Source organism: Agrobacterium sp. 5Ca50 (genome assembly GCF_055381905.1).
Genome location: NZ_AP026438.1, coordinates 1,628,327 through 1,653,616 on the forward strand (window position 1 = coordinate 1,628,327; position 25,290 = coordinate 1,653,616).

The following is a 25,290-nucleotide window of genomic DNA, read 5'->3' on the forward strand; positions in this document are numbered from 1 at the left end:
ACTGGAGCCGATCATGCAGGGCGAACACATCGAGGAAGCCATCAAGTGGCGCCACCACCTCCACCAAAACCCCGAACTCGGCTTTGAGGAACACAATACCGCGGCCTTCATCGCCTCACACCTGTCCGACTGGGGTTTCAAGGTCACCACAGGTTACGGCAAGACCGGCGTTGTCGGCACGCTGTCCAAGGGCAGCTCAGCAAAGGCCATCGGCATCCGTGCCGATATCGATGCCTTGCCCATTCTTGAACAGAGCGGCGTTGCTTACGCCTCCAAAGTGGCGGGCAAGATGCATGCCTGCGGGCATGATGGCCACGTCGCCATGGCATTGGCGGCAGCACGTATTGCCAGCAAGACGGATTTTGACGGCACGGTGCATTTCGTGTTCCAGCCAGCAGAAGAAAATGAAGGCGGCGGCCGCGCCATGGTGGAGCAGGGGCTGTTTAAAGATTTCCCGATGGACCGCATTTTCGGCCTGCACAACTGGCCGGCACTGGAGCTGGGCAAATGCGTGGCGCGCGATGACCGCATGATGGCGGCCTTCGGCACCTTTGAAATCAAGGTGGTCGGTCGCGGTGCCCACGGCGCCATGCCGCATGAAGGTGCAGACCCGATTGTTGCGGCCTCGCAGATTGTCTCATCGCTGCAGTCCATTGCCGCCCGCAATGTTTCACCACTGGAATCGGCCGTTGTCTCGGCCACCCAGATCCATGGCGGCGACGCCTGGAACGTTATTCCGGAAGAGGTGGTCATTCGCGGCACCACCCGCTGGTTTGAAGAAACGGTTGGCGACAAGATTGAAAACCGTATCAGAACATTGGCCACTGCGGTTGCCGCAGGTTTCGAGTGCGAAGCAACGCTCAATTACGAATATCGTTACCCCGCCACCATCAATGACCCGGAAAGCGCCCGGATCGTGCGTGCCACGGCCAAGTCTGCGCTGGGACTGGATGTGGTGGAGGTTCCACCGAGCATGGCGGCGGAAGATTTCGCCTTCATGCTGCGCGAAAAGCCCGGTTGTTATTTCTGGCTGGGTGCCAAGCGCGAGGGACGTAACCCCGGCCTGCATTCTGCCTATTTCGATTTCAACGATGCGCTTTTGCCCACCGGTGTGGCCATGTGGGGTGCACTGATTGAAGGGCAACTGGCAAAGGCCTGAGCCAGCAGCGCCTCGTGCCTACGCGTGCGGGGCGCAATTGCCAGATCCTACGTTGACTGGCCTAACGTTTTGACGAAAATACACTTATGGAAACGCTAGACGCAAAAGCCTTGCGCATGTTCATCGCTGTCGTCCGCTGCGGATCGATCAGAAGTGCCGCCGATCATCTCGGCGTGGCAGCCTCTATCGTCAGCCGGCAGATAGCCGATACCGAAAAGAACGTCGGCCTGCCGCTGTTTGACCGCACCAGCCGTGGTGTGGGGCTGACCGATGCCGGCGGGCTGGTCTATGAACATGCCCAGCGTGTGCTGGAAGACAGCGGCGTGCTGGCCGAACAGCTGGACCAGCTGCGCGGCATCCAGCAGGCGCGGGTGCGCATTTGCTGCGGCGAGGGGTTTCTGGGCGACCTTATCGAACACGCATTGTCGAAATTCGTGAAAGTCTATCCCGGCATCAGCTATTACTTGAAACTTGGCAGCACCGATCAGGTGCAGGACGAGGTCGCCAATGGTGATGTCGATATCGGCATTGCCTATAATCCCGTCATCGACACCCGCATCCGCTCGCTGGCCATTTCCCGCCAGCCGCTGTGCCTCGTTGCGCCGCTCGACCATCCGCTGCTGAAAGAACAGTCGGTGTCGCTGGCGCAGTGCATGACACAGTCTCCCTATTCGCTGCTGATCAAGGGTCATGGCGTCACCCAGCTGGTGTCACGCGTCGCCGTCGACCACGGCATTGCGGTCGCGCCACTCATCGACACGCCGTCGATTGACGTGCTGCGCCGTTTTGTCATGGCGGGCCTTGGCGTGACCTTCCTGCCGCGCTTTGCCGTCTCGACGGAACTCAACCGCGGCGCACTTGGCATTGTGGAACTGAATGACCCGCTGCTGGTGCAGGCCAGTGCCCATCTCATGGTCAAGGCACGCCGCCGCCTGCCAAATTCGGTGGAACGTCTCAGCAGTTTTCTGGCCGCCGAAATGGCCGCTTTTCAGCAATAACACCGTCCTCTTAGCCTGATTTCCATCCCCGTGTTGCTTCACCGGCAACACTTTGTTCCCGGTTGCCCAACTACCGTAACGCCCTGTTTGATGACAGCCTCTTTGCCGACGGATCGACCGCACAAGCGGCGAAAAACGGATAAACGAGGTGGAATAATGTCAGAAGAAAACAGGCAAACGGTCGGGGTTGTCGGCCTTGGCAGCATGGGGCTGGGCATGGCGCAAACCCTGGTGGCGCGGTTTGCCACGCTGGGTTTTGACCTGTCGGCGGAGCGCCGCGCATTGGCGGAAAAATCCGGCATCGTGCCGGTTACCGCCATCCGCGAACTGTTTGAAAAATGTGATTTTCTGGTGTTTTCGCTGCCAACCGCCAAGGATGTGGCCGGTGTGGTCAATGACCATGTCGATGCGCTGGAAGCACGCGAGGGCAGCAAGGTTGTCATTATCGACACCTCCACGTCAGAGCCGGATGTCAGCCGTGAGCTTGCCAAGCGCCTGAGCGCCCTTGGTCATGGCTTTCTCGATGCCCCGGTCAGCGGCGGCCCGGCCGGTGCAGCGTCCGGCAAACTGACAATGATGATTGGTGGCACGGCCGAAGACGTGGCGCTGGCCAGCCCTGCCATTGAAATCATGGCCTCCAAGGCACTGCATGTTGGCGCAAGCGGCGCTGGCAACGTGGCAAAGCTGGTCAACAACATGCTGGCCGCAGCTCACATGGTCACCACCCGTGAGGGCCTGAAACTGGCGCTGGCCGCCGGTATTGATCCCGAAGCTGCCTTGCGCGTCGTAAATGCTGCGTCTGGCCGTTCGATGATCTCCGAAGTGCATTTCCCCACCTGGGTGATGTCCGGCCGCTTCGACAGCGGTTTTTCCATGGGTCTGATGCGCAAGGACGTGCGCCTTGCCAGTGAGCTGGCCGCCAGCACCGGCGCCGATCTGCCTGTCGCACAAACCGTTGCCAACCTGTGGGCCGGTACCACCGAGTTTACGGATGGCGATGATTTCACACGTATGGGCGCCTTCAAGGCAGCAGGCAATTAAGGAGCGATATCAATGGATAATCTGAACATGACAAATGAGCCCGGCGCCCGCATCCGCGAAATCTACAAAACCATCACTGGCACGGAAGACATTGCCAGCTTCGTCGGCGGCGAATTCATCACCGGCTCCGGCACCGAACTGGCGCTGACAGACCCGGCGACGGGCAAGGTTTTTGCGCAGTACAAGGATGCCGACAAGGCGGTCATCAACGCCGCCATGGATGCAGCAGCCACCGCCCAGAAGGAATGGATGAAGCTGACGGCGTCTGGCCGTGGCCGGGTGATGTTTGAAATCGCCCGCCAGATCCGCGCCAATGCCGCCGTGATTGCCGAGGTGGAAAGCCGCTCTGCCGGTCGCCCGATCCGCGACATCAGGGGCGAGGTGACCAAGGTCGCCGAAATGTTCGAATATTATGCCGGCTGGTGCGACAAGCTGCATGGCGATGTCATTCCCGTGCCGACAACCCACCTCAATTACACCCGCAATGAGCCGATTGGCACGGTGGTGCAGATCACCCCGTGGAATGCGCCGCTCAACACCGGCGGCTGGCAGATTGCGCCGGCCATCTGCGCTGGCAATGCCGTGGTCATCAAGCCATCGGAACTGACACCACTCAGCACCATTCTGCTGGGTGTGTTGTGTGAAAAGGGCGGCGCACCGCGCGGCCTGGTCAATGTTATCGCAGGGCAGGGCACAACGGCCGGTCAGGCCGCCATTGCCCACCCGCAGACCGGCCTTGTTGTGTTTGTCGGTTCGGCCTTTGCCGGTTCGATCATCGCGGCAGAAGCCGCCAAGAATGTCGTGCCATGCATTCTGGAACTCGGTGGCAAATCTGCCAACATCGTGTTTGACGATGCCGATATCGACCGCGCCATTCTCGGTGCGCAGTCTGCCATTTTCGGTGGCGCTGGCCAAAGCTGCGTGGCCGGTTCGCGCCTTCTGGTACACCGCTCCATCCACCAGAAATTTGTCGAGAAATATACCGAGGCCACCCAGCGCATTCCGGTTGGCGACCCCTTCCTCGACACCACCCAGATCGGCCCGATCAACAACCTGCGCCAGTGGAACAAGATCACGGAATTGGTTGAAACCGGCCTCAAGGAAGGCGCAACGCTTGCCACCGGTGGCCGCAAACCATCAGAACTTGAGGCCACAGGCGGTTATTATTTCGCTCCGACCATTCTCGATAATGTTGCGCCACAGGCAACACTGTCAAAGGAAGAGGTGTTTGGCCCGGTGGTTGGCGTCACACCATTCGACAGCGAGGAAGAAGCAATCGCGCTGGCCAATGACAATCCATACGGATTGGCCGGTGCCGTGTGGACCCAGAATGTGGCCCGCGCCCACCGCGTTGCCTCCCAGGTACGTGCCGGTACCTTCTGGATCAACGGTTACAAGACGATCAGCGTCATGTCGCCATTCGGTGGCTTCGGCAAAAGCGGTTACGGCCGCTCCAGCGGTCGCGACGCGCTTCTGGCCTATACCCAGACCAAGAGCATCTGGGTGGAAACCGCAGCAGACCCGGTGATTACCTTCGGTTATTTCGCCGGATAAAATTAAGACAGTGCGGGCCGGTCATTCCGGCCCGTTTCTGTTTCAGGCCCAACTCTTTCACCTTGCCGGATACGCCCTGATGCCGCATTCTCTATGGCCAGGATAACAAACAGGTGGGAATGAGCATGGAAACCAACCAACTGCATCGCGGTCGGCTCATCGACCATATCCAGCTTGTCGTGCGTGACCTGAAGGTCAGTCAGCATTTTTACACCGCCGTTCTTGCTGTACTCGACATTCCGGTTGTCGAAACGGCAGAGGATTTTTTCTGGGCCGACGAACTGGTCGTATCCTCCGCCAAAAGTCCGGCGGCACTGGGCGTGTTGACCGGGCGTCACCATCTGGCCTTTCAGGCCAAGGACCGCGCCACGGTGGATGCGTTTTACAAAACAGGACTTGAGCATGGCGGGCAGGACAATGGCGCGCCCGGCGAGCGCGAGAATTATCATCCCGGTTATTACGCCGCTTTCGTGCTTGATCCTGACGGCAATAATATTGAAGCCGTCTTCCACGGTGAGGCAAAACGCAGTGCACCATCCGTTGTCATCGACTTCTAGGATGTCAGCACGTTTTGTCTGATAGCGGACAATGACGGTCCGTCATCACGCACAGTCACGCATTTTTGAACAATGCTGAAACCTTTTCACCATCTGGGAGTTTAGGCAGGGAGCGAATTGCTCGCACTTCAATTGTTCGCGATCCGCCTTCCAAGCGGAGGGTCAGGCTCGTTCAGGAGAGGAGATAACCCTATGAACTCCATTATCTATCTAGTCGGCCTCGTTGTTATCGTCATGTTCATTCTCTCGTTCCTGGGACTACGCTGATGACCGATCACACCATTGTTGAAACTCCCGCAGTGGGAACTCCCCCGGTGGAAACGCCAAACCGTAGCTATGTCGATTGGCCGGCCATTTTTGCTGGCGCCGTCATCGCGTCCGGCTCCATGGCCGTTCTGACGACGTTTGCTGGCGCTTTGGGACTTAGCTCCATCACGGCTGATGATGGCGGCGATATCAGCACAGTATGGCTGGTACTGACGGCATTGTTCGTCATTATCTCCATGGTTGGCTCTTACATGCTGGGCGGTTACGTAACCGGGCGCATGCGTCACCCATCTGTAGAGACATCGCGCGATGAACTGACCTTCCGTGATGGCATCAATGGTCTGGTAGTCTGGGGCATCGGCACCATCATTTCAACGCTTCTGGCGGTTGGTCTGGTGTCTGGCGGCGTCAAGGCAGCAGGAAATGTTGCAGCCACCGCAATCGAAGCAACCGGCTCAGCAGTCGGCGGCGCAGCACAGGGTGCTGGACAGCTTGCCGGTGGCGTCATTTCCGGTGCAGGCAGTGCCGTTGGCGGTGTTGCACAGGGCGTTGGTCAGGCTGCAGCCCCTACGGTCAATGACATGTTGCCAGGCGGCTTCAAGGCCAACCCGGTTGACTACTTCACCGACGTTCTGTTGCGCACAGACCCGCAGATTTCACAGATGGATGATACCCAGAACATGGCCTACACCCAGCGTCAGGTCAGCGGTATCCTCGGCACTTTGCTGTCGACAGGTGAAATCAGTGATGGTGACCGCATCTGGCTGACAAACCAGATCGTTGCCCGCACAGGTCTTAGCCCAACCGATGCAGAAGTTCGCGTTGCCGAAACCGTAGAGCGTGTAAAGACGGTGCGTACCGAAGCGCAGGCCAAGATCGACGAAGCCCAGAAACAGTTGACTGAAGTCCGGGCACAGGCAGAAAAAGCCGTTGAAGATGCCAAGACTGCAGCAGCCGATGCTGCCGAGAAGGCCCGTATCACCGGCATTCTCACAGCCTTCCTGCTGGGTGCATCTGCCCTTGTTGCAGCGGTTGCCGCCTATATCGGTGCCGTCCACGGTGGTCGTCACCGCGACGAAGGTCGCATCTGGGGTGGTCTCGCCTACAGAAAGTAACCAAGCTCCCCCTGAAGAAGGCAGCCCCTGTCTCACATGTGAGGCGGGGGCTGTCGCTCGCTGATCCCGTGGCCAGATCGAACACCTGGCCACGCAGACGGCAATAACAAGCGGACCAGTAGCGTCAAGCCAACATATACCGCAGCGTGTGGAACTTCTTGCCGCTTTCGCTGTTTCGCTTACGTACTCAAGGTAAAGGAATTAGGGATGAAAACCACGACAACAACCCGCGCCAAATCACTCACCCCTACGCAGTTGAAGAGCGAAATTGCCCAGCTGCAAAAGCAGGTAGCAGACCTCAGCAAGCAGCTTGCCACGCTGAAATCCCGCAAAGAGCCGGAATCCTTTCTTGCCATCGGCCAGGATCGCCCATGGATGCGCATTGCCGCAACCGTTGCGGCAACCTTCGTGCTTGGTCGCATCGTAGACCGTTTCCGGCTGGGTGCCGCCGGTGCGACAGCCGTACCGATGATTGCCGCCCAGCTTGGCCACCGCTTTTCGCTTACCCACCGCCGTCGGTAATTTGAATGCCACCACGGATTAAGCAACAACATATCATTGGCAGTGCGACACAGCGGCTTTTGACCCGCGCGTCGTGGAGATAGCAGTAAAATGTCGTCCTTCCTGGAAACCACATTTGGACCCAAGGATTTTAAAATCATCGAGACTGCATTGCAGGCATGGCGCAGTCATTATGCACTGGCAAAGGACGATCCTGATGTCAGCATAGCCGCCGAGATCTGCCTCAATCTCTACCGTGAGGGCAACAGAAACCTCCAGGACCTGCAAAACGCCATGGCGCGTCACAAGGGCCTGAACGAGATCGCCTCGCATCACTAGAGCAGCTCCAGCGAAGCTCGAAACCGGTTTCGCTGGAAACGCATCAGACTATTTTAGCAAAAACATTTTGAGACGAGGGGCGGGGCATTTCATGCGCCGCCCTTTGGTTTTGACGGGTAATTGCATAGCGCAGTCCTGCTAACCTTCTGAAACAACAAAGCGACAACCTTCAAACTCGCCAGCGGCAAGGTGGCCTGTTATATCAGGCGCACTGGCAGCGATGCCTCTATAAACACGCGTTCCGGGAGGCATGATGAAGCCGGACATTTTGATTGTCGATGACGATCCTGCCATCCGCTCGGTGGTACGGGTGGCGCTGGAAAAGGCGGGCATGACTGTGGCAGAAGCCCGCGATGGGCGCGGCGCGCTGCAGGCAATCGCTGAAAATCATTGTGATCTGGTTGTGCTCGATGTCGGCATGCCCGACATGGATGGTTTTGCCTGTTGCCGCGCCATCCGCGCAAATTCCAACGTGCCGGTGCTGTTTTTGACCGCCCAGGATGACGAAATAGACCGCGTGCTGGGTTTCGAACTGGGTGCCGACGATTACGTCACCAAACCTTTTTCGCCGCGCGAACTGGTGCTGCGTATCAAGGCCATATTGGCACGGGTCCGGCCCGTGCAGGACAGCGTCGTCAGCCCCCGGGTCATCAGGCATGGCGATCTGGTGGTTGATCTCAACCGCCATGCCTGCACATTGCGCCACCAGGCACTTGACCTGACAGCGACCGAATTTTCAGTCCTCAGCATATTGCTGGCTCGGCCGGGTTTCGTTCTGGATCGCAACATGCTGATCAACGAGGCCTATGGCAACAATTCCAGCCTGTCGGGCCGCACGCTTGATAGCCATGTCAGAAACATCAGGGCAAAAGCCGCCGCACTGGGTTACGCAGACATCATCGAGACGGTACGCGGTGTCGGCCTGCGGCTTGGTCCCTGCACAATTGGCCCGAATGGGCAAAACACATGACAAGACCGCTGATCCGCCGTGTGCCGCACAGGTGGCGTCCGCGCATGGCACTGGTCGTGACATTGGTCTGCGCCAGCCTGCTGGCCGTGCCGTCCGTGGCAATTTTTGCCCTGCAACTTGGCACCAACTGGTTCATGCGCGAGACAGAATCCGCCTTGCTCAAGCAGGCCGCCATCTATGCCGGTGCCTATGCGCAGGCTTTTGAGGCGACAAAAACCGAAGCCGACACCGCCACGCCGGGTTATTACCTGCCGCCGCCGATGCGCGTTTTCTGGAATGCCGAAGTACGCACCTTCAATTCACTGCTGGATCTGCGCGTCAACACCATTGAACCGACCCGGCCGGATGCGGTGGAAAGCGACAAGACGCTCGGTCCACGCTACCAGCAGATAGCAGACGGACTGAAGACTTTGGCGGAACTGGCCAGTCGCACCACGCTTTCCAGCGTGGTGTTTATTGATTTTCAGGGGCTTGATCTGCAAGCGGCCACACCGATGAGCTTTGCCAGTGTGCCAGAGGTCGAAAAGGCACTGCGTGGTGAGGTGGGTGCAGCACTTCGCTGGCGCAGCGATGCCGATGCCCGCTGGCCGTTTTTATCCGTCAGCCGCGGCACGGGCTTTCGTGTGTTGATCACATACCCCGTCATCAGCGCCAACCGGGTGATTGGCGCGGTCTATATTTCGCGCACGCCGCGCCCGCTTGAAAACTATTCCTCGCAGGAGGCAACCGCCTTCCTCACGCTGGCCGCAGTGACGGTGCTCGGTGCGCTGATCATCGGGTCGTTTCTGGTGTGGGCTGTGCTGCGGCCGCTGCTGGCTCTGCGCGATCAGGCGCGGCGGGTTGCAAATGGCGATGATACCGATCTTGCGCCGCTTGGCCATTACGGCATTGCCGAAATAGCGCAACTGGGTGACGCATTGCTGACCATGGCTGGCAGCCTGTCACAACGCTCCAAAGAAATTACCATCTACACCAATCATGTCACGCATGAGCTTAAATCACCGGTCACCTCCATCGTCGGGGCTGCCGAACTGCTTGAAGACGGCGACCTGCCAGCGGAAACCCAGCGTGCGCTGGCAGCCACAATCCGCGAGCAGGGCGACCGTATGACCAGACTGCTGGACCAGTTGCGGGAGATAACACGGGCACGGCAGCAGGTTTCAGGTCAATCCAGCCGTGCGGCAACCAAGTTATCCCAGCTGTTACCGGCGGAAGATGGCCTGGAAATCTCTGTCAATGGCAGTCAGGCGACACTGCCGCTTTCGCTGCTGCATGGCCGCACCATCCTGTCCCACATGGCGCAAAATGCCCGCCACCACGGTGCCGGCAGGCTGTTGTTGCATTGGAATGGCCGACAATTGATCATCACCGACAATGGTCGCGGTTTTACCGATGTTGATCTGACCCGGCTTGGCCAACCGTTTTTCACAACGCGCCGGGAAGAAGGCGGCACAGGCTTAGGGCTTGCCATCGTCATTGCCATTCTGGATCTATACGGCGCAACGCTGCGTCCGGTGCGCCACGAAGAGGGCGCACGCTTCGAGATAGACTTTCCAGGCGACTGATCTCTGCACACAATCTGCACCAAAGCTGCACGACACCAAGGGCGAACCAGCGGGTGCTTCGCGCTAGATAGGCCAGGCAGGCACCACAAAGCCTGCTCATTCGATAGGAAAACCAATGAACGTAAAGCTCCTGTTTGGCCTTGCCATTGCGCTTGCCTCGCCAATATCTGCCCTTATCGCCACGCCTGCCAGCGCCGCTGACAACATCGCCAATCGTTATCTGAAAGCCTCTGAGCCATATTCAAAGGCGACATGCCCGGTGAAACCGGATGGCATCAGCAATTTCGTCTATTTCAGCCGCGACCGTGAAGCAATCCGGGGCCATCCGCTGCTGACCAACGCACGTTTTTCAGGCGCACAGATCATGTATTCCTGGCGCAACCTTGAACCGAGCGAAGGGCAATATGACTTTTCCGACATCAAGGCCGATGTCGATTACCTTGCCCAACATGGCAAGAAGCTGTTCATCCAGCTGCAGGATGCGTCGTTCTCCCCCGAATACAAGCCGGTGCCAAACGACCTGCTGACAGACAAATTCGACGGAGGCGTTACCGGCCAATATACCGATGACGGCAAGCTTGAGGGCTGGGTGGCCAAACGCTGGAACGACGCTGTTCATGCGCGCTTCGAGAGCCTGTTGTTGGCACTCGGCAAGGAATTCGATGGCCGCATTGAAGGCATAAACCTGCAGGAAACCGCAATTGGCGTCACCGCCAAGTCCGATCATTCCTTCTCGGCCGCGCGTTACATTGAGGGCATTAAAGCCAACATGCAGGCGTTGAAGACCGCATTCCCGAAATCGACGACCATGATCTATGCCAACTTCATGCCGGATGAATGGTTGCCGTGGGACGACAAGGGATATCTGCGCGGCATCTACGACTTTGGCAACCAGATCGGCGTTGGCCTTGGTGCACCCGACCTGATGGTAACCCGCAAGAACCAGCTGAACCACGCGCTTGCCATGATGCATGAAAACAGCTTCGCTGTACCGCTTGGCATTGCGGTGCAAGATGGCAATTACATTGGCGAAACCGGCACTGAAAAGGTCGTCAAGAAGCGCAAAAATCTGGTGCCGATGCTACACGCCTTCGCAGCAGATTTTCTCAAAGTGAACTACATGTTCTGGGTCAACCAGCAGCCCTATTTCGAAGAGGACGTGCTGCCCTGTTTCGCAGAATAAACGGGTATCCAGTTGTCAATGACCGCACGAAAACCGGAGCTCACTGACTGATGATATCGAGCGCCGCCAGATCATTGTCGATCGGGCGGCGAGGCTTGAAATGTGCATGCAGGCCTTGGACCTGCAATCGATAGTTCGCCACCAATCCACTAAGTGCAGTCAAAATCTTATCGGCCTCAAGCGCGCAGTAGGAGTTGCCAAGCACCTGCAACACATCTGCACTGCCACGCTGGTCAAACTTGGCGAGCACAGTCGTTTCTGCCGTGCGCTCATAAAGCCAGTCATCGGCCAGCATCATATGGTGGCGCAGTTCATCCAGCAGGGTCTGGGCGTAAAACAGCTCGCCACGTTTTGCCCGCCGGAATGTCTCATGCGCGGCCGCAATGCCCTTACTGATGGAGATATCTACCTCGTCGGCAGTGACGGTAAACGGCAATTCCCGCGATGCCTCAACTAGCCCAGCCACGATCATTTCCGGATCGTGGAGAACGATCACCGGAAGCCGATACCATGGCGATGGCATCAGTTTCGCCGCATCGAGATAAAAGATATCGATCTTGTTGAACGGTGCGAAATGCGAAACACAGTGGCGGGTGCCGGGCATCCATTCATTGAACAGGAAACCCGGCCATTCCATAGGAATATTACGCCTGTTTTGCACGAACCAGCCGTGGCGTTCAGACTGCACCACAACCCGCAGGTCTATGTCGGAATAGGCGTCAAAACTGCCCGCCGCCAGCGACCCGGACACAAACAGGCCAAGTACATCCGCATCGGCGCGAAAATGATCCGTGGCTACATCAAGCAGACGGTCTCTGGCGTCGGACAAATCTTTCGGATCGAGGTTGGCCATAAGTCGATCCTAGCAAAAGCCGCGACATCGGCAATGGGTGAGATATGGCTGCCGTTACGTGAGTTTGCCTTACGCCAGGTGGCCGAGTTCAACCGGGATAATCGAGAAACATCGTCGGTGTCATGGCCGTGACCTGCCGGAAGGCGCAGGAGAATGACGCTGTGCTGGAAAAGCCAAACTCACTGGCAACGCGGGCAATGGCATAACCTCGGCCCAGCTGGTCCATGGCCTGCACGATGCGGGCACGCTGCCGCCAGGATTTCAGCGTCATGCCGGTTTCCTCCGGAAAAAGCCGGCTGACCGTGCGCACCGAGGTTGCGGCCCGTGCCGCCAGTTCGTCGATGTTCATCGCGTTCCGGCGGTCCTCGAAGGCGAGATCCGCCACCCGTTTGCCAATCTGGCTGACGGGCAGGGGCAGAAAGGTCGGGGCGTGCGCCGTCTCGGTCAGTTCATGCAGCATCAGCCTTGCGACCAGCTCAACCTTGTCCGGCCCGGTCGTGTCGGAAAAGGCAGCGTCAAGCAGCGCCTGCATCAGCGGCGTCACCCGCAGCGTAAACGGCCGGTCCAGCTGGGTTGGCGGCGCCCATGCCTCGGCCACCGATGGTTCCCAGTTGACCATCCATAGTTCCGCATCGGTCAGCACCTCGACCCGATGTGAAACGCCGGCCGGTATCCACACGGCAAGCTGCGGCGGCACCAGCCAGCGACCGGCCTCGGTCAACACCTGCACCATGCCGGATGCGGCAAAGGTCAGCTGCGCTTCTTCATGGGTGTGGGTCGGCATGCCCATGCCACGCTGTTTGAAACCACGGTGCAGGGTAAAGGGCGGTTTGTGCATCCGGTTTGGCCTTTGCGCGATGCGGATTGGCGTCACATCGCCAAGCCGTTGGTCTATCATGGCCAGTATCAAAGGTCGAGCGCGTGCAAAACCCAGCGGCACAAGCACCCGAAATGAGGAATGAGAGATGAAAGCGGTCGTCATCAGACAATACGGTAATAATGACGTGGTAGACTATACCGATGTTGATCGCCCGGTGCCGGGGCCAAGTGAGGTTCTGGTCAGGGTCCACGCCGCAGGCGTCAATCCAGTCGACTGGAAAATCCGTGGCGGCCTTGGCCAGCGCATGGGCCTGTCGCTGCCCATTCATCTTGGTGGCGAAATTGCCGGCACTGTCGAAGAATGCGGCGATGCCGTCAGCAAATTCAAACCGGGCGATGCGGTCTATGGCATTATCCCGACCGGCGGTTTTGCAGATTATGCCATTGCCAGGGCGGACGACATTGCCCACAAACCCGCCAACCTCGATTTCATGGAAAGTGCCGCCATACCGCTCGGCGCGCTGACCGCATGGCAGGCGATGTTTGATCTCGCCAAACTTCAGAGCGGCCAGAAGCTATTGATAACAAACAGTTCTGGCGGTGTCGGTTCGCTTGCCGTGCAACTTGCCAAGGCCAAGGGCGCGCATGTCACCGCCATGGGATCAGCCCGCAATGAAGACTATATCCGCAGCCTCGGCGCAGATCAGTTCATTGATTACAAAAGCCAGCCGTTTGACATCATGGCCAAGGATATCGATGTGGTGTTCGACACGGTCGGCGGCGACACCTTCGACAAGGCGTTCCTGCCTCTGAAGAAGGGCGGTTTTCTGGTCACTGCCGTGGCGTTACCCGCCGATGAGGCAGACAGATATGGTGTTGGCGCTGCCCGCGTTTTCTGCAAAGCCAATGCACAACAACTGGTGTCGATCCGCGAACTGGTTGAGGCAGGGAAACTGAAACCCACCGTCGCAACGGTGCTGCCGCTTGCAGAGATCAACCAGGCCTTCGACCTCTCCGAGGCCGGGCGCACCCGTGGCAAGATCGTGCTTGATGTCATCGGTCAGCTCTAGACGGCATACCTGATCGGGCGCGGCGAGGGATTGCCGCCGCCCATCATCACGGCAGATGTTCAGCGGCAAAATCCACGAAGGCGCGTAGTTTGGGCGACAGATGTTTGCTTGTAGGCCACATGACGCTGATCTGTGTTTTCGTCGGCAGATAGTCATCGAGGACGCTGACCAAACGGCCGCTTTGCAATTGGTTGCGCACGGCAAGATCCGGAACGCAGGCAAGGCCAAGACCATTTTCGGCAAAACAGATTTGCGGGTCGAGCGTGTTCATGACGGCGCTGTTCAAAAGCTCGACATGAACCGGTTTCCCGCCATCGGACAGCGGCCATTTGTCCAGCTTGCCAGTGGTGGCGAAGCGGTAGATCAGGCAGGGATGGGTGGCGAGGTCCTGTGGTTGTTTGGGAATACCGGCATCGCGAAAATAGTCCGGTGAACCGATGATCACCCGGCAGTAATAACCAAGCGTGCGTTTCATCAGGCGGCTGTCGGCGTGGTCTCCGGTGCGGATCACCGCGTCAAAACCCTCATCGATCACATCAACGATACGATCGGTGAAATCGAGTTCCAGTTCGATCTGCGGATAGAGCCGTTTGAACCCGGCAATCTTCTGCAAAAACAAGCTGCCCATCGAGGGTAGGCTGAGGCGTAATTTACCCTGCGGCGCCTGTCGCGTCTGCGACAGTTCGGTTTCGGCTGCCTCAAACTCTCTGAGGATATGACGACAGCGTTTGAGAAACATCGCCCCTTCCTCCGTCAGGGTGATGCTGCGGGTCGAGCGATGAAACAGCCGCACGCCAAGCCGCTCTTCCAGACGTTGCACGGCCTTTGCTGACCGCCGATGCCGTGACACCGAGCTTGCGACCCGCCTCGGTAAAACCGCCGGTATCGGCGGCCTGAACAAAGGCGTGGAGCGCCCCGAAACTGTCCAAAACTCATTCCCCCATGCACGACAAAAATTCCAAGGTGTTTTGAATTGTAGAGAATTTTTCTTTGTCTGACGAGCCTTTACAGCTGGCCGCACCCATCGCTCGTGCCGCTCACACCATCTGCGGCATGGTTATGAACTGACACCCAATTTCGAAAGGCTGCAACGCATGACGACACAAACCAACTCCGCATCGCCGGCTGCACCGCCGCACAGTCTGCCGCTTGGCAGGTTGCTGGTGCTTGCCTGCGCAGGTTTTGTCACGTTGATGACAGAGGTCATGCCCGCAGGCCTGCTGCCGCAGATCAGCAGCGGGCTTGGCGTAACCGACAGCCTGTCCGGGCAACTTGTCACCGCCTATGCGGCAGGCTCTTTGCTGACGGCCATTCCTCTGATGACACTGACCCAGGCTTTGCCGCGACGCGGGCTGTTACTCACCGCATTGGTCGGGTTTATCATCGTCAACGCCGTTACGGCGGTGTCAGATCTCTACTGGCTGACACTGGTCGCGCGGTTTTTCGCGGGCATGTTCGGCGGCATGGTATGGGCGCTGCTGGTCGGTTACGCCGCACGCATCGCGCCGCCGCATCTCATCGGCCGGGCCATAGCCATTACCGGGATTGGCGGCCCGTTGGCCTTTTCCCTTGGCGTACCCGTTGGCACATTCCTGGGCACGATATTCGGTTGGCGGCTGGCCTTTGGCGGCATGAGTGTGCTGGCCTTGGCACTTGTACTGTCAGCCTATGTCTTGCTGCCAGATTTCCCCGGCCAGCAGCGAGGCAAACATGTGTCCATTTGCCATGTGTTGCTGCTTCCAGGCCTGGTTGCCATTCTGTCGACGATGTTGATATTCGTCGTCGCGCACAACATCCTCTACACCTATATCGCACCCTTCCTGCAGCCTTCGGGCCTGACATCGCGTGTTGACCTCGTGCTTTTGCTGTTCGGTGTCGCTGGTATAATCGGGCTGTGGTTGGCCGGCACATTCATCGACCGTCACCTGCGCGTGATGGTGCTAGGCAGCCTGCTGATATTTGCAACCATTGCCCTCGTGCTCGCCTTTGCGACAACGTCACCATCCGTCATTCTGGTCGCCGTGGTGATCTGGGGCGGTGTCGTCGGCGCTGCGCCAACCCTGTTCCAGACCGCGCAGGCCAAGGCGGCAGGTGAGGCGACCGATATGGCGCAGGCCATGTTCGTGACGGCCTGGAACTGCGGCATTGCTGGCGGTGGTCTGGTGGGCGGTCTGCTGCTCGATCATATCGGCCCAGCCTCATTTCCCTGGGTAATCTTTGCGCTACTGCTTTCGGCCTTGGCGCTAGCAACGGCTGCAAAGTACCACGGTTTTGTCGCGGCAAAACCATAGCAAACCACAACGGCTTGAGCGCTGTTCGCCAACGCTCAAGCCTTGCATGTATGGGTATCAGCCGTTGTTCCAGCGGTCATGCGGCTCGTTGGATGCGGCATCCGCACTGCCCGAAACGGATGCCGGCACAGCTAGCGGATTTTTCGCCGTGAATTCTTGGTTGATTGCGGTTAGCTTCACACCACGCCCGCCGGGCCGTTAACAGGAGATAACACATGTTCACCCACATCATGATTGGCAGCAATGACCTGGAACAGGCCAGACGTTTCTACGACGCGACTTTCACAGCACTGGGCGGCAAACCGGGCGAGATGGATGCCAGAGGTCGCCTGATATATCTGCATGACGGTAGCCGGTTGATGATCACCACACCGATTGACGGCAAACCGGCAACACCGGCCAATGGCGGCACGATCGGTATCGCGGCCGCTACAGCCGCCAATGTCCAGGCATGGCATGATGCAGGTGTTGCCAATGGCGGCACCTCCATTGAAACCCCACCCACAGAACGCCCCAACGGCGCTTTCGTCGCTTACCTGCGCGACCCCGACGGCAACAAGCTGACCGCCCGCACACCGGCAAAGAAGTGAGCTCGACCGACCTCTATGAAAGATGATTTGAATTCCGCTGTGCGTACAGCGGCAAAAGGTTCTGGATGGTCGGTAAAACACGACACCCTCGTGAAGCGTCTTGATGGTTCAGTGCTTGCGGTGCATCCGCGCCGCGGCTCAAAAGGCTTTATCGAGTTCCGAGCTAAACCTGTCGCCTGGGATCAGCTGCTCTGGTCGATCCTCCAAATATCAGGCAATGACAAAATGCCCGCCAGCTTCCATTTTACTGGTGCATTTACTTGCGACACACCGGCATTGATGCACTTAACGATCGCAGACACAGATGGGCATGACACGGTCGCCATCAAAATGCTCGAACTTGCGGCACGTTGCCAAGGCCAGACAGGCCTGTGGAGTGATTATAGTCTGAACGACGCGATAGCAGCCGAGGCACCAAACCAACCCTATCGCTATCATATGACGCAAGTGATTGAGCGGATCGCCGCCGGAGATCGGCAATCTGCAAATTTTATCTGTCAGCAAGCGTCTTCCGGTGCGCTGGACATTAGAAAGTCGTTGAGTTCGACGGACAATGAAACGCCGCCAGATGCCACAGGTGGTCGACCATCCAAGACCTTCTTTGAACTTGCACAGCTGTGGATGAACCGACATTGATGAGCGGATAACCACCATGACAAATGGCGTAGTGGGCACCGCGTTCGCGGGAAGAGGCGATCATCGCAACCGCTGAAACCTGATCCGCCGTGGCCTGATCAGCGCCCAAAAACACCGCGAAAATCCGACCGGAAACCATAAAAACAAAGCCCTATTAGAAGGGGCTTAACGAAATCGTTTCTCGAGGCTAGAATAGTCTCGCTAAAGGACGGAACCTTTTTCGGTCCGCCCCGTTTTAGGCTTGTTCTGGAGGAGGAACAGATGCCGACATTATCTTGGGGCAACCCAATCGAAGTGAAAACACCGCATAGTGGCACACAGACTGTCCATGGCCCATATTCCGCTCTTGCCATTCTGACCAATGAATGGCCGGATGCACGCGGACCGGCCTATGTCGAGGCCCGGCGTTTTTGCCGCGCCGCACTGGATGGCAGAAAATCAGCTGAAGAAGCGCGTGAGCGGTTCATGCTTGCCGCGGGCGAAGCAAACCTGACGCCACCATCACGGCGAAACCACGCATAGTTGCCGGTGGGCCGACCCTGTTGGCCGCTTGCAACATGACTGGATATAAACCGGCCGCCATAAGGGCGGCTGGATATTTGTCGTTTTGGCAATTCATTCCGCGATGATGGGCTCTTTGATCACGCTGAGAGCGCGAGATCAGGGCTTCGGCAAAGCCGCTTCCACGGCAGTTCCCACTTCCTCAAAGCTGCTGGCAATCTCCAGCGGTTTGCCGTCAAGGAAAAAGGTCGGCGTACCCGCCACCTTGAACTCTTCCTGCGCCTGTTTGGTGGCTGCATTCAGCTGGTCGAAATAGGGCTGGTCGGCCACGGCCTTGTCAAAACCGGCCTTGTCGATGCCCATTCCCTCGGCAATCGACCTTACCGCCTGTTCGGTGTCCTGTGCGGCGGCCAGTTCGTCAAACTTGTCCATATAGGTCGAGACGGTCTCATCGAACTTGTCTGCACCCCGCGAATGCGCCAGCATGAAAATGACCGCATCCAGCGAATTGCGCATGAAGGGGCGGTAGGCGATTTTCAGCTTGCCCGTGCTGACAAACTTTTCCTGCAGCTTCGGCAGTTCATTGGCGTGGAAATCAACACAGTGGCTGCAGGTTGGCGAGGAATAGACAATCAGCGACACCGGTGCACTGTCAGCCCCGATATAGCTGTCGGGCAGCAGGCCTTTCAAAACGGCATCGTCAGTGCCTTGCGCCAGCACTGGGGCTGCCAGACCAAGGGCAAGGCAGGCACCCAACACCAACCGACGCGAAATATGACCCGCTGCTATATTCATGTTCATCTGTCCTGACCTGCTCAAATATGATGTTTCCAAAGCTATCTATGACCTGAAGTTGTGCGATGAATAAAGCCACTTGATGGCCTTATCCAACGGACTTCAGTCATCACGTCAGTTTCGTCCTATAAATTCATTTGGGCCCCAGAACCATCTTTAACGCGCCATCTTCGGGCAGGCCGGAAACGGTGCCGATGCTGCCATCATCCTTCTTGAACACAATGGCCGGCGTGCCGTTAAAACCAAGGCTGGTCATTAACTCGGCATTGCTGTTGAGGCTCGCGGTACTCTTGTCACTGATCTTGGACAGGGCTTTGATGCCGCCGCTTTTGTGCTTCAGCTCATTTTCCGTCAGCGCCTCAGATGGCGACTTGGCCTCGAGAATGGCGGCTGCCTTGGCCGGAGAATCCTGCCTGATCACCCCCACCATGATGTGACGCAGCTGCACCTTACCGCTGTCGATCCATGGTCGTGCGGCCTGCCAGAACTTGTTGCAATAGGGGCAGTTGGGGTCGGTGAAGGTATAAACGATGCGCGGTGCATCGGCCTTGCCATCCGCCACCCAGGCGGATTGTTCCAGCTGTTTCCAGCCATCTTCCATGATCGGCTTTTCAACCATTTCCTTCAGCTGGGTTTCGGCCATGTCCAGGCCGGAACCGTCAACCAGCGTGCCAACCACCACATGTTCATTGTCAGGCGTCAGATAGATGGCAAGAGGCTGTGAACCCGCCTTGGCAGCAAAGGCCCGCAGGCCGCCCGGCACCTTCATTTCACCGAGGATGGTGATGCCCTGCCCCTCAATGGTACGCAGGATTGGCGGTAGATCCGCCTTGTCTTCGGCACGGGCGGGCAGGGCTGACAAGAGGCCAAGCGCGCAGGTGACAGCAATGAGATGGCGGGTAAGGGAGAAACGGGACATGGAGGTTACTTTCAAGATTTGGAGTATGGGGCGTGCGGCCAGTCATGGCTCAGGCACGCGCCAGTTTGATGGCGTCTTTCAGTGCCTTTTCACTGAGAACACCGGGATAGACATCCTTGCCAATGACAAAGGATGGCGTGCCGACAAAATTGAACGACAGGGCCTGGCTGTAATTACGATCCAGCAATGCGGAGATCTTGCTGTTGTTTTCATTGACGGCGGCAGACAGCATTTCCATCGTCAGACCCACACCGGCCAGTGCTTTTTCAACCTGACTTTGCGACAGGCGTCCTCTGGTTTTCATCAGCGCTTCCATGGCCGGTTCATAGTGGCCAATCTGTGCTGCACCCAGCACCGCCTGCGCGGCAAACACTGAGGCATCACCGAGGATCGGCCAGTCTTTCAGCACCAGCCGCACATCGCCATCCGCCGCCACCACCTTTTTCAAGGCGGCATGGGAGCTTTTGCAATAGGGGCACTGATAGTCGAAATATTCGACCACCGTCACCGAACCCTTGGGGTTGCCAAGCACCGGTGCATCCTTGTCAAAGAATATCTCCTTCGTGCTCATTTGCGCAGCGGCGCTATCCTTTGCGCCAAGCAAAGTCAGACCTGCGACAGTCGCAAGCCCGCCTGCCAAGACATCACGACGTGACAACATCGGAATTCTCCTTCCGCGTTAAGCGCTGATTTACGTGCTGATGACGTCTGTTCAAAGACTGTCCTCCCGTGCCTTGCGGGCAGAGGCCGCCAGATCACTGGTGGAAAATTCGCCGACCAGCCGGGTTGCCGCTGGTTCGCGGCGTTTGGCGTCGAGAAAGACCATGGTCGGTGGACCGATAACCCCAAGCGCCGACAGCATGGCCTGTTTGTCGTCGTTTAGCTGCGTCAGGTCGAGACTGACAAGGTTGACCTTGCCAAGCGCGTCGACAACGTCTGGACTGGTCAGCAGCGAACGTTCAATGGTGCGGCAGGTCACGCACCAGTCGGCGGTGACATAAACGAGTGTCGGCTCATTGCCCGGCGAAGACGCGATACGGTTTTGAAGATCCGCCAGCGAACCGACCTTGGCAAAGTCCGACTTCTCTATTCTGGCCACGTCCTGCGGACCATTACCTGATAGCAGCGGCTTAAGCGGCGCCAGCGGATCATTCGCACCAAGGCCGAGACCGACAAATAGCAGGCCCGCCCAGATGATCGATGCCAGACCGGCACTGCGGGAAATCACGCTGACACCAGAGCCCCTCGCGCCGCTTGCTGCGGTAAAGGCAAACACCCCGAAGCACAGTGCCAGCACGGCCCAGCCCAGCAACACGAGAGATTGCGGCATAAGCGGTGTCGCCAGCCACAGCGCGGTTGCCAGAAACAGGAAACCGAAGATCTGGCGCACCTTTTCCATCCACATGCCGGCCTTTGGCAACGCCTTGCCGCTGGCTGTCGCCATGATCACAAGTGGAATGCCCTTGCCAAGCCCCAGCGCAAACAGCGCAGCCGCTCCAATGGCAATGTCACCGGTGCGGGCAATGTAAAGCAGCGCGCCGGCCAAAGGTGCCGTCACACAGGGACCAATCAACAGTGCGGAGGAAAAACCAAGCGCCATGGCGCCCGGCACGGTGCCGGCCCGTGTATGGTTCTTGCTGAACCGCGCCGAGATAAAGGTGGGCAATTGTAAATGGAACAGACCGAAATTCGACAGCGCCAGCACCACAAACAAGATGGCAATGGACGCAACCGTGGTCGTGCTCTGCAACGCCACCTGCAGATTTTGTCCCGACCATGCCGCGACCATACCAAGCAGCCCGAAGGCGCAGGCCAGTGCCAGCACATAGGCTGATGACAGGGTAAAACCACGCCGTGCCGTCAGGTTTTCCCCCTCGCGGGCCAACATGGCCGCAACGATCGGATACATCGGAAAAACGCAGGGCGTGAAGGCCAGCAGCACGCCAAACCCCAGAAACCCGGCCAGCAACAGAGCCAAGCCGCCATCACTGAGCATACGGTCGATGGCGGTTTCCGCATGTTCATCCGCCAGCGTAAAGCTGCCATTGTCATCTGGGCGATCAATGGCATTGCCGGTACTGGCCGCACTGGAAAAGGCGTTCGATGCCTTGCCTGCCGCTGCAAATCCACCTTGTGAAAACAGGCCTTTACCAGCGTGATCACCAGCCAGTGACAATGTTGCCATATCCACGACCTTGGTCGTTGGCGGGTAACACAGGCCGTCTTCTTGGCAGCCCTGATAGGTCAGGCGAAATGTCTGTGGTGCGTTGAGCACCGAGGCCGTTGCAGTGGAATAATAGATCTCGGTCGAACCGAAGTTTGGATCGTCCTTGACCTTGCCCGGCAAGGTCTGCAGCTCAAGCTTGTTTCCGGCGCTGTCTTCGGCACTGAGATAGTCCCGGTACAGATAATAACCGTCATTTATGGTCCAGCGGATCACGGCGCGATTATCCGCTGCCTGTTCTACCGACACCTTGAAGGCCTGATCCATTTCAAGCGGTGTTTGCACTGCCACGGCTGGCGTTGCAAGGCCAGCCAGTGTCATGCCGACCAGCGTCAGCATCGCAAACGTGAACGCCAATATGCGCATCCGCCATGTCCTTTCGTCTACATTTTGTTATCAGGACTGATCCGACCGGCAGCTTAAGGCAGCCTTAAGGTGAAAATCGGACTAAAAATCCGGTCGAAATGTTGAATAGACCGCTTGCGGAGACGTGACTTGCGAATACTTGTTGTCGAAGATGACCCGATCCTGCTGGATGGCCTGCGCGAAGGCCTCAAACTCAGCGGTTTTGTGGCCGATGGCGTGACCACGGTTGCCGACGCCACAGAGGCGCTGCAAACCGGGCGTTTTGACGCCGTCGTCCTCGACAGAATGTTGCCGGATGGGTCGGGGCTGGATGTGCTGCGCGGCATTCGCCAGGCCGGAAACCGCATTCCCGTGCTGCTATTGACCGCCAAGGATGAGGTGGGCGACCGCATTGACGGGCTGGATGCCGGTGCCGATGACTATATTGGCAAACCCTTTGATCTGGATGAGGTGGCTGCACGCCTGCGCGCCATTACCCGCCGCTCTAGCGGCCGCGCCAGTGCCGAGATCAGCCTGCGTGGCCTGACGCTTGATCCGGCCTCGATGCTGGTGCGCCGCGCCGACGTGGAGATTGGCCTGTCGCGGCGGGAATTTTCCATTCTGCATGCCCTGATGGAAAGCCCGCAGGCCATCCATTCCAAACAGGCGCTGGAAGAGCGGCTTTATGGCTGGCAGGAAGATGTCGAGAGCAACACCATCGAGGTGCATGTGCACAAGCTGCGCGCCAAGCTCGGCACGTCGGTCATAGAGACGGTGCGTGGCGTCGGTTACCGGCTGGGGATGGGTTGATGCGCTCGATACGTCTTCGGCTGTTTTCCATTCTGCTGGCCACCACCGGTGCCGTGTGGCTGTTTGCGGTGCTGTGGACCTATTTCAGCGTGCAGCATCAGGTGGAACGGGTGCTGGATGCACGGTTGATGGAAGCCGCCCGCATGGTCAGTTCACTGATCACCGATCACCATATCGATGTGGCCGCCGCCATTGACGACACCAAGGCAAGCGATGCTTTAGGCTCTCCCGACGCGCCATTTGATGTGCAAGGCGATTACCGCCGACAGCTGTCCTGCCAGATATGGTCGTTGCAGGGCAAGCTGGTCAGCCGTTCGGCCAGTGCGCCGGATGATGCGCTGACCGACAACACCAGCGGTTTCAGTGAAACGACAGTGGATGGCGTGCGCTGGCGGGTGTTTGCCGTGGTCAATACCAGCCTCAATGTGCGGGTGCTGATTGGTGACAGTCTTGAAATCCGCGACCGGCTGGTGGCCGATGTGGTCAAGGGCCAGCTGGTGCCAGCCGTTGCCATGTTGCCAATCCTGGCGCTGTTGATCTGGTTCAGTGTCGGCAAGGGGCTGGGGCCGCTCAACCGCATCGCCGCCTTGCTGGGCATGCGCACCGCCGACGAGTTGCACGCCATTGAGCAGAAGGATGCGCCAAGCGAAATCAAGCCGCTGCTCAAGTCGCTGAACTCGCTGTTCCTGCGGGTCGAAGAAGCGCGTGAGCGCGAAAAATCCTTCATTGCCTACGCCGCCCATGAGCTGAAAACACCGCTGGCGGGTCTGAAAACCCAGGCGCAGGTGGCGCTAAAAAGCCATGAGGAGGACGTCAGAAACAAGGCACTGGCGCATATCTCGACCAGCGTCGACAGAACCGGCCGCCTTGTGCGCCAGTTGATTGACCTTGCCTCTGTCGATTCCGCCGACCGGGGCGACGAGGTTGAGGTAGCACGCCTTGACCGGGTGCTGGAGGACATACGCTGCGACCTCGAAGGATTAAGCAGCAAACGTTCGGTGTCACTGGAATTTGACCTTCCGCAGCAACAGGACGTGGTGGTCCGGAACATCAACCTGCTGCGTCTGGCGCTGCGCAATGTCATTGAAAATGCCATTCAATATGCGCCGCAGGACAGCAGTGTCACCATCCGCCTTCAAACCACTGATGCCGCTATGCAGATCGAGGTCATCGATCGTGGGCAGGGCATTGCCTTGGAAGATCAGGCCAGTGTGCGTGAACGGTTCAAGCGCGGCCACGCCCCAACGGCTGATGGCAGCGGCCTTGGCCTGGCCATTGTCGACATGGCCATGAAAAAGCTGGGCGGCAGGCTGGATTTCCGCGCAGTGGCGACTGGCTTCGTTGTCGTTTTGACACTACCGGGCGAATGAAGCTGTTCACAGCTGCGTTAGTTTTACCAATCTTAAGGCAGTGTTAAGGTGGGGGCGTCAGCCAAGCGTGGAAAGTTCCAATCCGCATTAGGCAGGCCCCCCATGATTCGTGTTCTCTTCTCTCCTCGCAAGGCGTTGGCGATTGCGCTGCCTCTGCTGCTGTCGGCATGTGCCAGCACAGGCGACGGCAGTTCCGCGCCAACGCCACAGCTGGTCAAGCAACGCGCCGAAGACGACGCATTGAAATCTGTCGGCAGTGATCCGGTGCAAATGTATGCGGCCAGAACCGATGGCGGTTTTGAAATTCCCGCCATCGATGTGCAGAAGCTGAACCCGCAATATGTGCGTCAGGTCGTCAGCTATCCATCGGAAGAAAAGCCCGGCACGATCATCGTCGATCAGAACAGCCGTTTCCTTTATCTGATCCAGCCCGGCAACAAGGCCATCCGTTACGCCGTTGGTGTTGGCCCGGTGGCGCGCTCCTTTGACGGCGGCGAGGCCATCATTGCCAGAAAGGCCGCATGGCCGCGCTGGATCCCAACCCCTGACATGGTCAAGAGAAACCCCGCCCATTACGGCCCGCACAAGGACGGCGTGGATGGCGGCCCGAAAAACCCCATGGGTGCACGCGCGCTTTACATGCACAAGGACAACAAGGACACCTATTACCGTGTCCACGGCACCAATGATCCAAGCTCGATCGGCAAGGGCGTATCGGCCGGCTGCATTCGCATGATGAACCAGGACGTGATGGACCTCTATGAGCGCGTCACGCCGGGCGCCAAGATCATCGTAAAGGGCTGATGGACCTGATTTTA

Annotated in this window: 27 protein-coding genes; 19 read left to right on the forward strand and 8 right to left on the reverse strand. The window is 58.2% G+C overall.

Annotated elements, in window-relative coordinates; genetic code table 11:
- The first annotated feature begins 1 nt into the window (after window position 1).
- The 11 genes from ACZ5FM_RS07940 (at window position 2) to ACZ5FM_RS07990 (ending at window position 11,249) form a co-directional block, all read left to right on the forward strand.
- Entirely contained in the window at window positions 2-1,159 is a 1,158-nt protein-coding gene (locus ACZ5FM_RS07940; protein WP_464040440.1) for a M20 aminoacylase family protein, read from the forward strand.
- Between the two features lie 86 nt (window positions 1,160-1,245).
- Complete coding sequence (locus ACZ5FM_RS07945) at window positions 1,246-2,157, forward strand: LysR family transcriptional regulator (RefSeq protein WP_192491065.1); 912 nt, start codon at window positions 1,246-1,248, stop codon at window positions 2,155-2,157.
- A gap of 90 nt (window positions 2,158-2,247) precedes the next feature.
- Window positions 2,248-3,198, forward strand: coding sequence for an NAD(P)-dependent oxidoreductase (locus ACZ5FM_RS07950; RefSeq protein ID WP_464040277.1), 951 nt, complete (start codon window positions 2,248-2,250; stop codon window positions 3,196-3,198).
- 12 nt (window positions 3,199-3,210) lie between these two features.
- Window positions 3,211-4,752, forward strand: a complete 1,542-nt coding sequence (locus tag ACZ5FM_RS07955; protein WP_464040278.1) for an aldehyde dehydrogenase family protein — start codon at window positions 3,211-3,213, stop codon at window positions 4,750-4,752.
- A gap of 125 nt (window positions 4,753-4,877) precedes the next feature.
- On the forward strand, window positions 4,878-5,309 hold the full coding sequence (locus tag ACZ5FM_RS07960) for a VOC family protein (protein ID WP_464040279.1): 432 nt from the start codon (window positions 4,878-4,880) through the stop codon (window positions 5,307-5,309).
- A gap of 266 nt (window positions 5,310-5,575) precedes the next feature.
- Entirely contained in the window at window positions 5,576-6,691 is a 1,116-nt protein-coding gene (locus ACZ5FM_RS07965) for a hypothetical protein (RefSeq protein ID WP_250985419.1), read from the forward strand.
- Between the two features lie 207 nt (window positions 6,692-6,898).
- Window positions 6,899-7,213 (forward strand): hypothetical protein, encoded by a 315-nt coding sequence (locus ACZ5FM_RS07970; RefSeq protein ID WP_250985420.1) that lies wholly within the window; start codon window positions 6,899-6,901, stop codon window positions 7,211-7,213.
- Between the two features lie 90 nt (window positions 7,214-7,303).
- Window positions 7,304-7,531 carry a hypothetical protein gene (locus ACZ5FM_RS07975; RefSeq protein ID WP_192491059.1) on the forward strand — a complete coding sequence of 76 codons (228 nt, stop codon included), beginning with the start codon at window positions 7,304-7,306 and terminating at the stop codon, window positions 7,529-7,531.
- 253 nt (window positions 7,532-7,784) lie between these two features.
- The gene (locus ACZ5FM_RS07980) at window positions 7,785-8,501 is read left to right on the forward strand and encodes a response regulator transcription factor (protein WP_464040441.1); all 717 of its coding nucleotides are present in this window, start codon (window positions 7,785-7,787) and stop codon (window positions 8,499-8,501) included.
- Window positions 8,498-10,066 carry a histidine kinase dimerization/phospho-acceptor domain-containing protein gene (locus tag ACZ5FM_RS07985; protein ID WP_464040280.1) on the forward strand — a complete coding sequence of 523 codons (1,569 nt, stop codon included), beginning with the start codon at window positions 8,498-8,500 and terminating at the stop codon, window positions 10,064-10,066. The genes ACZ5FM_RS07980 and ACZ5FM_RS07985 overlap by 4 nt, the downstream gene beginning before the upstream one ends.
- 115 nt (window positions 10,067-10,181) lie before the next feature.
- Window positions 10,182-11,249, forward strand: coding sequence for a hypothetical protein (locus tag ACZ5FM_RS07990; protein WP_464040281.1), 1,068 nt, complete (start codon window positions 10,182-10,184; stop codon window positions 11,247-11,249).
- Window positions 11,250-11,289: 40 nt separating this feature from the next.
- Here ACZ5FM_RS07990 and ACZ5FM_RS07995 read toward each other — a convergent pair whose 3' ends face one another.
- Together ACZ5FM_RS07995 and ACZ5FM_RS08000 are read right to left on the reverse strand one after the other, a co-directional pair.
- Window positions 11,290-12,102 (reverse strand): hypothetical protein, encoded by an 813-nt coding sequence (locus ACZ5FM_RS07995; protein ID WP_464040282.1) that lies wholly within the window; start codon window positions 12,100-12,102, stop codon window positions 11,290-11,292.
- Window positions 12,103-12,190: 88 nt separating this feature from the next.
- A complete protein-coding gene (locus ACZ5FM_RS08000; protein ID WP_464040283.1) occupies window positions 12,191-13,000 on the reverse strand; it encodes an AraC family transcriptional regulator in 810 nt (269 codons plus the stop codon).
- A gap of 67 nt (window positions 13,001-13,067) precedes the next feature.
- Between ACZ5FM_RS08000 and ACZ5FM_RS08005 the strand changes: the two genes are divergently transcribed.
- Window positions 13,068-13,991, forward strand: a complete 924-nt coding sequence (locus ACZ5FM_RS08005) for an NADP-dependent oxidoreductase (RefSeq protein WP_464040284.1) — start codon at window positions 13,068-13,070, stop codon at window positions 13,989-13,991.
- 46 nt (window positions 13,992-14,037) lie between these two features.
- Here ACZ5FM_RS08005 and ACZ5FM_RS08010 read toward each other — a convergent pair whose 3' ends face one another.
- Both ACZ5FM_RS08010 and ACZ5FM_RS08015 read right to left on the reverse strand, forming a co-directional pair.
- Window positions 14,038-14,802: a LysR substrate-binding domain-containing protein gene (locus tag ACZ5FM_RS08010; protein ID WP_464040442.1), complete on the reverse strand. Its 765-nt coding sequence runs from the start codon at window positions 14,800-14,802 to the stop codon at window positions 14,038-14,040.
- On the reverse strand, window positions 14,690-14,920 hold the full coding sequence (locus tag ACZ5FM_RS08015; protein WP_464040285.1) for a helix-turn-helix domain-containing protein: 231 nt from the start codon (window positions 14,918-14,920) through the stop codon (window positions 14,690-14,692). The genes ACZ5FM_RS08010 and ACZ5FM_RS08015 overlap by 113 nt, the downstream gene beginning before the upstream one ends.
- 165 nt (window positions 14,921-15,085) lie before the next feature.
- Between ACZ5FM_RS08015 and ACZ5FM_RS08020 the strand changes: the two genes are divergently transcribed.
- The 4 genes from ACZ5FM_RS08020 (at window position 15,086) to ACZ5FM_RS08035 (ending at window position 18,030) form a co-directional block, all read left to right on the forward strand.
- On the forward strand, window positions 15,086-16,282 hold the full coding sequence (locus tag ACZ5FM_RS08020; protein WP_464040286.1) for an MFS transporter: 1,197 nt from the start codon (window positions 15,086-15,088) through the stop codon (window positions 16,280-16,282).
- A gap of 215 nt (window positions 16,283-16,497) precedes the next feature.
- The gene (locus ACZ5FM_RS08025) at window positions 16,498-16,872 is read left to right on the forward strand and encodes a VOC family protein (protein ID WP_464040287.1); all 375 of its coding nucleotides are present in this window, start codon (window positions 16,498-16,500) and stop codon (window positions 16,870-16,872) included.
- A 15-nt stretch (window positions 16,873-16,887) separates the two neighbouring features.
- Window positions 16,888-17,508, forward strand: coding sequence for a hypothetical protein (locus ACZ5FM_RS08030; protein ID WP_464040288.1), 621 nt, complete (start codon window positions 16,888-16,890; stop codon window positions 17,506-17,508).
- A gap of 261 nt (window positions 17,509-17,769) precedes the next feature.
- Entirely contained in the window at window positions 17,770-18,030 is a 261-nt protein-coding gene (locus tag ACZ5FM_RS08035; RefSeq protein WP_192491047.1) for a DUF982 domain-containing protein, read from the forward strand.
- 138 nt (window positions 18,031-18,168) lie between these two features.
- On the opposite strand, the gene ACZ5FM_RS08040 is transcribed toward ACZ5FM_RS08035, so the two are convergent.
- The 4 genes from ACZ5FM_RS08040 to dsbD all read right to left on the reverse strand — a co-directional run bounded on the left by ACZ5FM_RS08040 (window position 18,169) and on the right by dsbD (window position 22,313).
- The gene (locus tag ACZ5FM_RS08040) at window positions 18,169-18,804 is read right to left on the reverse strand and encodes a DsbA family protein (protein ID WP_464040289.1); all 636 of its coding nucleotides are present in this window, start codon (window positions 18,802-18,804) and stop codon (window positions 18,169-18,171) included.
- A gap of 133 nt (window positions 18,805-18,937) precedes the next feature.
- On the reverse strand, window positions 18,938-19,723 hold the full coding sequence (gene dsbG, locus ACZ5FM_RS08045; protein ID WP_464040290.1) for a thiol:disulfide interchange protein DsbG: 786 nt from the start codon (window positions 19,721-19,723) through the stop codon (window positions 18,938-18,940).
- A 49-nt stretch (window positions 19,724-19,772) separates the two neighbouring features.
- Window positions 19,773-20,384 carry a DsbA family protein gene (locus ACZ5FM_RS08050; RefSeq protein ID WP_464040291.1) on the reverse strand — a complete coding sequence of 204 codons (612 nt, stop codon included), beginning with the start codon at window positions 20,382-20,384 and terminating at the stop codon, window positions 19,773-19,775.
- A gap of 51 nt (window positions 20,385-20,435) precedes the next feature.
- Complete coding sequence (gene dsbD / locus ACZ5FM_RS08055) at window positions 20,436-22,313, reverse strand: protein-disulfide reductase DsbD (RefSeq protein ID WP_464040292.1); 1,878 nt, start codon at window positions 22,311-22,313, stop codon at window positions 20,436-20,438.
- A gap of 129 nt (window positions 22,314-22,442) precedes the next feature.
- Between dsbD and ACZ5FM_RS08060 the strand changes: the two genes are divergently transcribed.
- From ACZ5FM_RS08060 to ACZ5FM_RS08070, 3 genes are all read left to right on the forward strand, one after another.
- Complete coding sequence (locus ACZ5FM_RS08060) at window positions 22,443-23,102, forward strand: response regulator (protein ID WP_464040293.1); 660 nt, start codon at window positions 22,443-22,445, stop codon at window positions 23,100-23,102.
- On the forward strand, window positions 23,102-24,472 hold the full coding sequence (locus ACZ5FM_RS08065; RefSeq protein ID WP_464040294.1) for an ATP-binding protein: 1,371 nt from the start codon (window positions 23,102-23,104) through the stop codon (window positions 24,470-24,472). The genes ACZ5FM_RS08060 and ACZ5FM_RS08065 overlap by 1 nt, the downstream gene beginning before the upstream one ends.
- Before the next feature lie 102 nt (window positions 24,473-24,574).
- The gene (locus tag ACZ5FM_RS08070; protein WP_464040295.1) at window positions 24,575-25,276 is read left to right on the forward strand and encodes a L,D-transpeptidase; all 702 of its coding nucleotides are present in this window, start codon (window positions 24,575-24,577) and stop codon (window positions 25,274-25,276) included.
- Window positions 25,277-25,290 lie beyond the last annotated feature (14 nt).

Bases quoted from the DNA above. Each gene is read 5' to 3' on its own strand.
- ACZ5FM_RS07945 (WP_192491065.1), top strand. From the start codon at position 1,246: ATGGAAACGCTAGACGCAAAAGCCTTGCGCATGTTCATCGCTGTCGTC.
- ACZ5FM_RS07950 (WP_464040277.1), top strand. From the start codon at position 2,248: ATGACAGCCTCTTTGCCGACGGATCGACCGCACAAGCGGCGAAAAACG.
- ACZ5FM_RS07955 (WP_464040278.1), top strand. From the start codon at position 3,211: ATGGATAATCTGAACATGACAAATGAGCCCGGCGCCCGCATCCGCGAA.
- ACZ5FM_RS07960 (WP_464040279.1), top strand. From the start codon at position 4,878: ATGGAAACCAACCAACTGCATCGCGGTCGGCTCATCGACCATATCCAG.
- ACZ5FM_RS07965 (WP_250985419.1), top strand. From the start codon at position 5,576: ATGACCGATCACACCATTGTTGAAACTCCCGCAGTGGGAACTCCCCCG.
- ACZ5FM_RS07970 (WP_250985420.1), top strand. From the start codon at position 6,899: ATGAAAACCACGACAACAACCCGCGCCAAATCACTCACCCCTACGCAG.
- ACZ5FM_RS07975 (WP_192491059.1), top strand. From the start codon at position 7,304: ATGTCGTCCTTCCTGGAAACCACATTTGGACCCAAGGATTTTAAAATC.
- ACZ5FM_RS07980 (WP_464040441.1), top strand. From the start codon at position 7,785: ATGAAGCCGGACATTTTGATTGTCGATGACGATCCTGCCATCCGCTCG.
- ACZ5FM_RS07985 (WP_464040280.1), top strand. From the start codon at position 8,498: ATGACAAGACCGCTGATCCGCCGTGTGCCGCACAGGTGGCGTCCGCGC.
- ACZ5FM_RS07990 (WP_464040281.1), top strand. From the start codon at position 10,182: ATGAACGTAAAGCTCCTGTTTGGCCTTGCCATTGCGCTTGCCTCGCCA.
- ACZ5FM_RS07995 (WP_464040282.1), bottom strand. From the start codon at position 12,102: ATGGCCAACCTCGATCCGAAAGATTTGTCCGACGCCAGAGACCGTCTG.
- ACZ5FM_RS08000 (WP_464040283.1), bottom strand. From the start codon at position 13,000: ATGATAGACCAACGGCTTGGCGATGTGACGCCAATCCGCATCGCGCAA.
- ACZ5FM_RS08005 (WP_464040284.1), top strand. From the start codon at position 13,068: ATGAAAGCGGTCGTCATCAGACAATACGGTAATAATGACGTGGTAGAC.
- ACZ5FM_RS08020 (WP_464040286.1), top strand. From the start codon at position 15,086: ATGACGACACAAACCAACTCCGCATCGCCGGCTGCACCGCCGCACAGT.
- ACZ5FM_RS08025 (WP_464040287.1), top strand. From the start codon at position 16,498: ATGTTCACCCACATCATGATTGGCAGCAATGACCTGGAACAGGCCAGA.
- ACZ5FM_RS08030 (WP_464040288.1), top strand. From the start codon at position 16,888: ATGAAAGATGATTTGAATTCCGCTGTGCGTACAGCGGCAAAAGGTTCT.
- ACZ5FM_RS08035 (WP_192491047.1), top strand. From the start codon at position 17,770: ATGCCGACATTATCTTGGGGCAACCCAATCGAAGTGAAAACACCGCAT.
- ACZ5FM_RS08040 (WP_464040289.1), bottom strand. From the start codon at position 18,804: ATGAATATAGCAGCGGGTCATATTTCGCGTCGGTTGGTGTTGGGTGCC.
- dsbG (WP_464040290.1), bottom strand. From the start codon at position 19,723: ATGTCCCGTTTCTCCCTTACCCGCCATCTCATTGCTGTCACCTGCGCG.
- ACZ5FM_RS08050 (WP_464040291.1), bottom strand. From the start codon at position 20,384: ATGTTGTCACGTCGTGATGTCTTGGCAGGCGGGCTTGCGACTGTCGCA.
- dsbD (WP_464040292.1), bottom strand. From the start codon at position 22,313: ATGCGCATATTGGCGTTCACGTTTGCGATGCTGACGCTGGTCGGCATG.
- ACZ5FM_RS08065 (WP_464040294.1), top strand. From the start codon at position 23,102: ATGCGCTCGATACGTCTTCGGCTGTTTTCCATTCTGCTGGCCACCACC.
- ACZ5FM_RS08070 (WP_464040295.1), top strand. From the start codon at position 24,575: ATGATTCGTGTTCTCTTCTCTCCTCGCAAGGCGTTGGCGATTGCGCTG.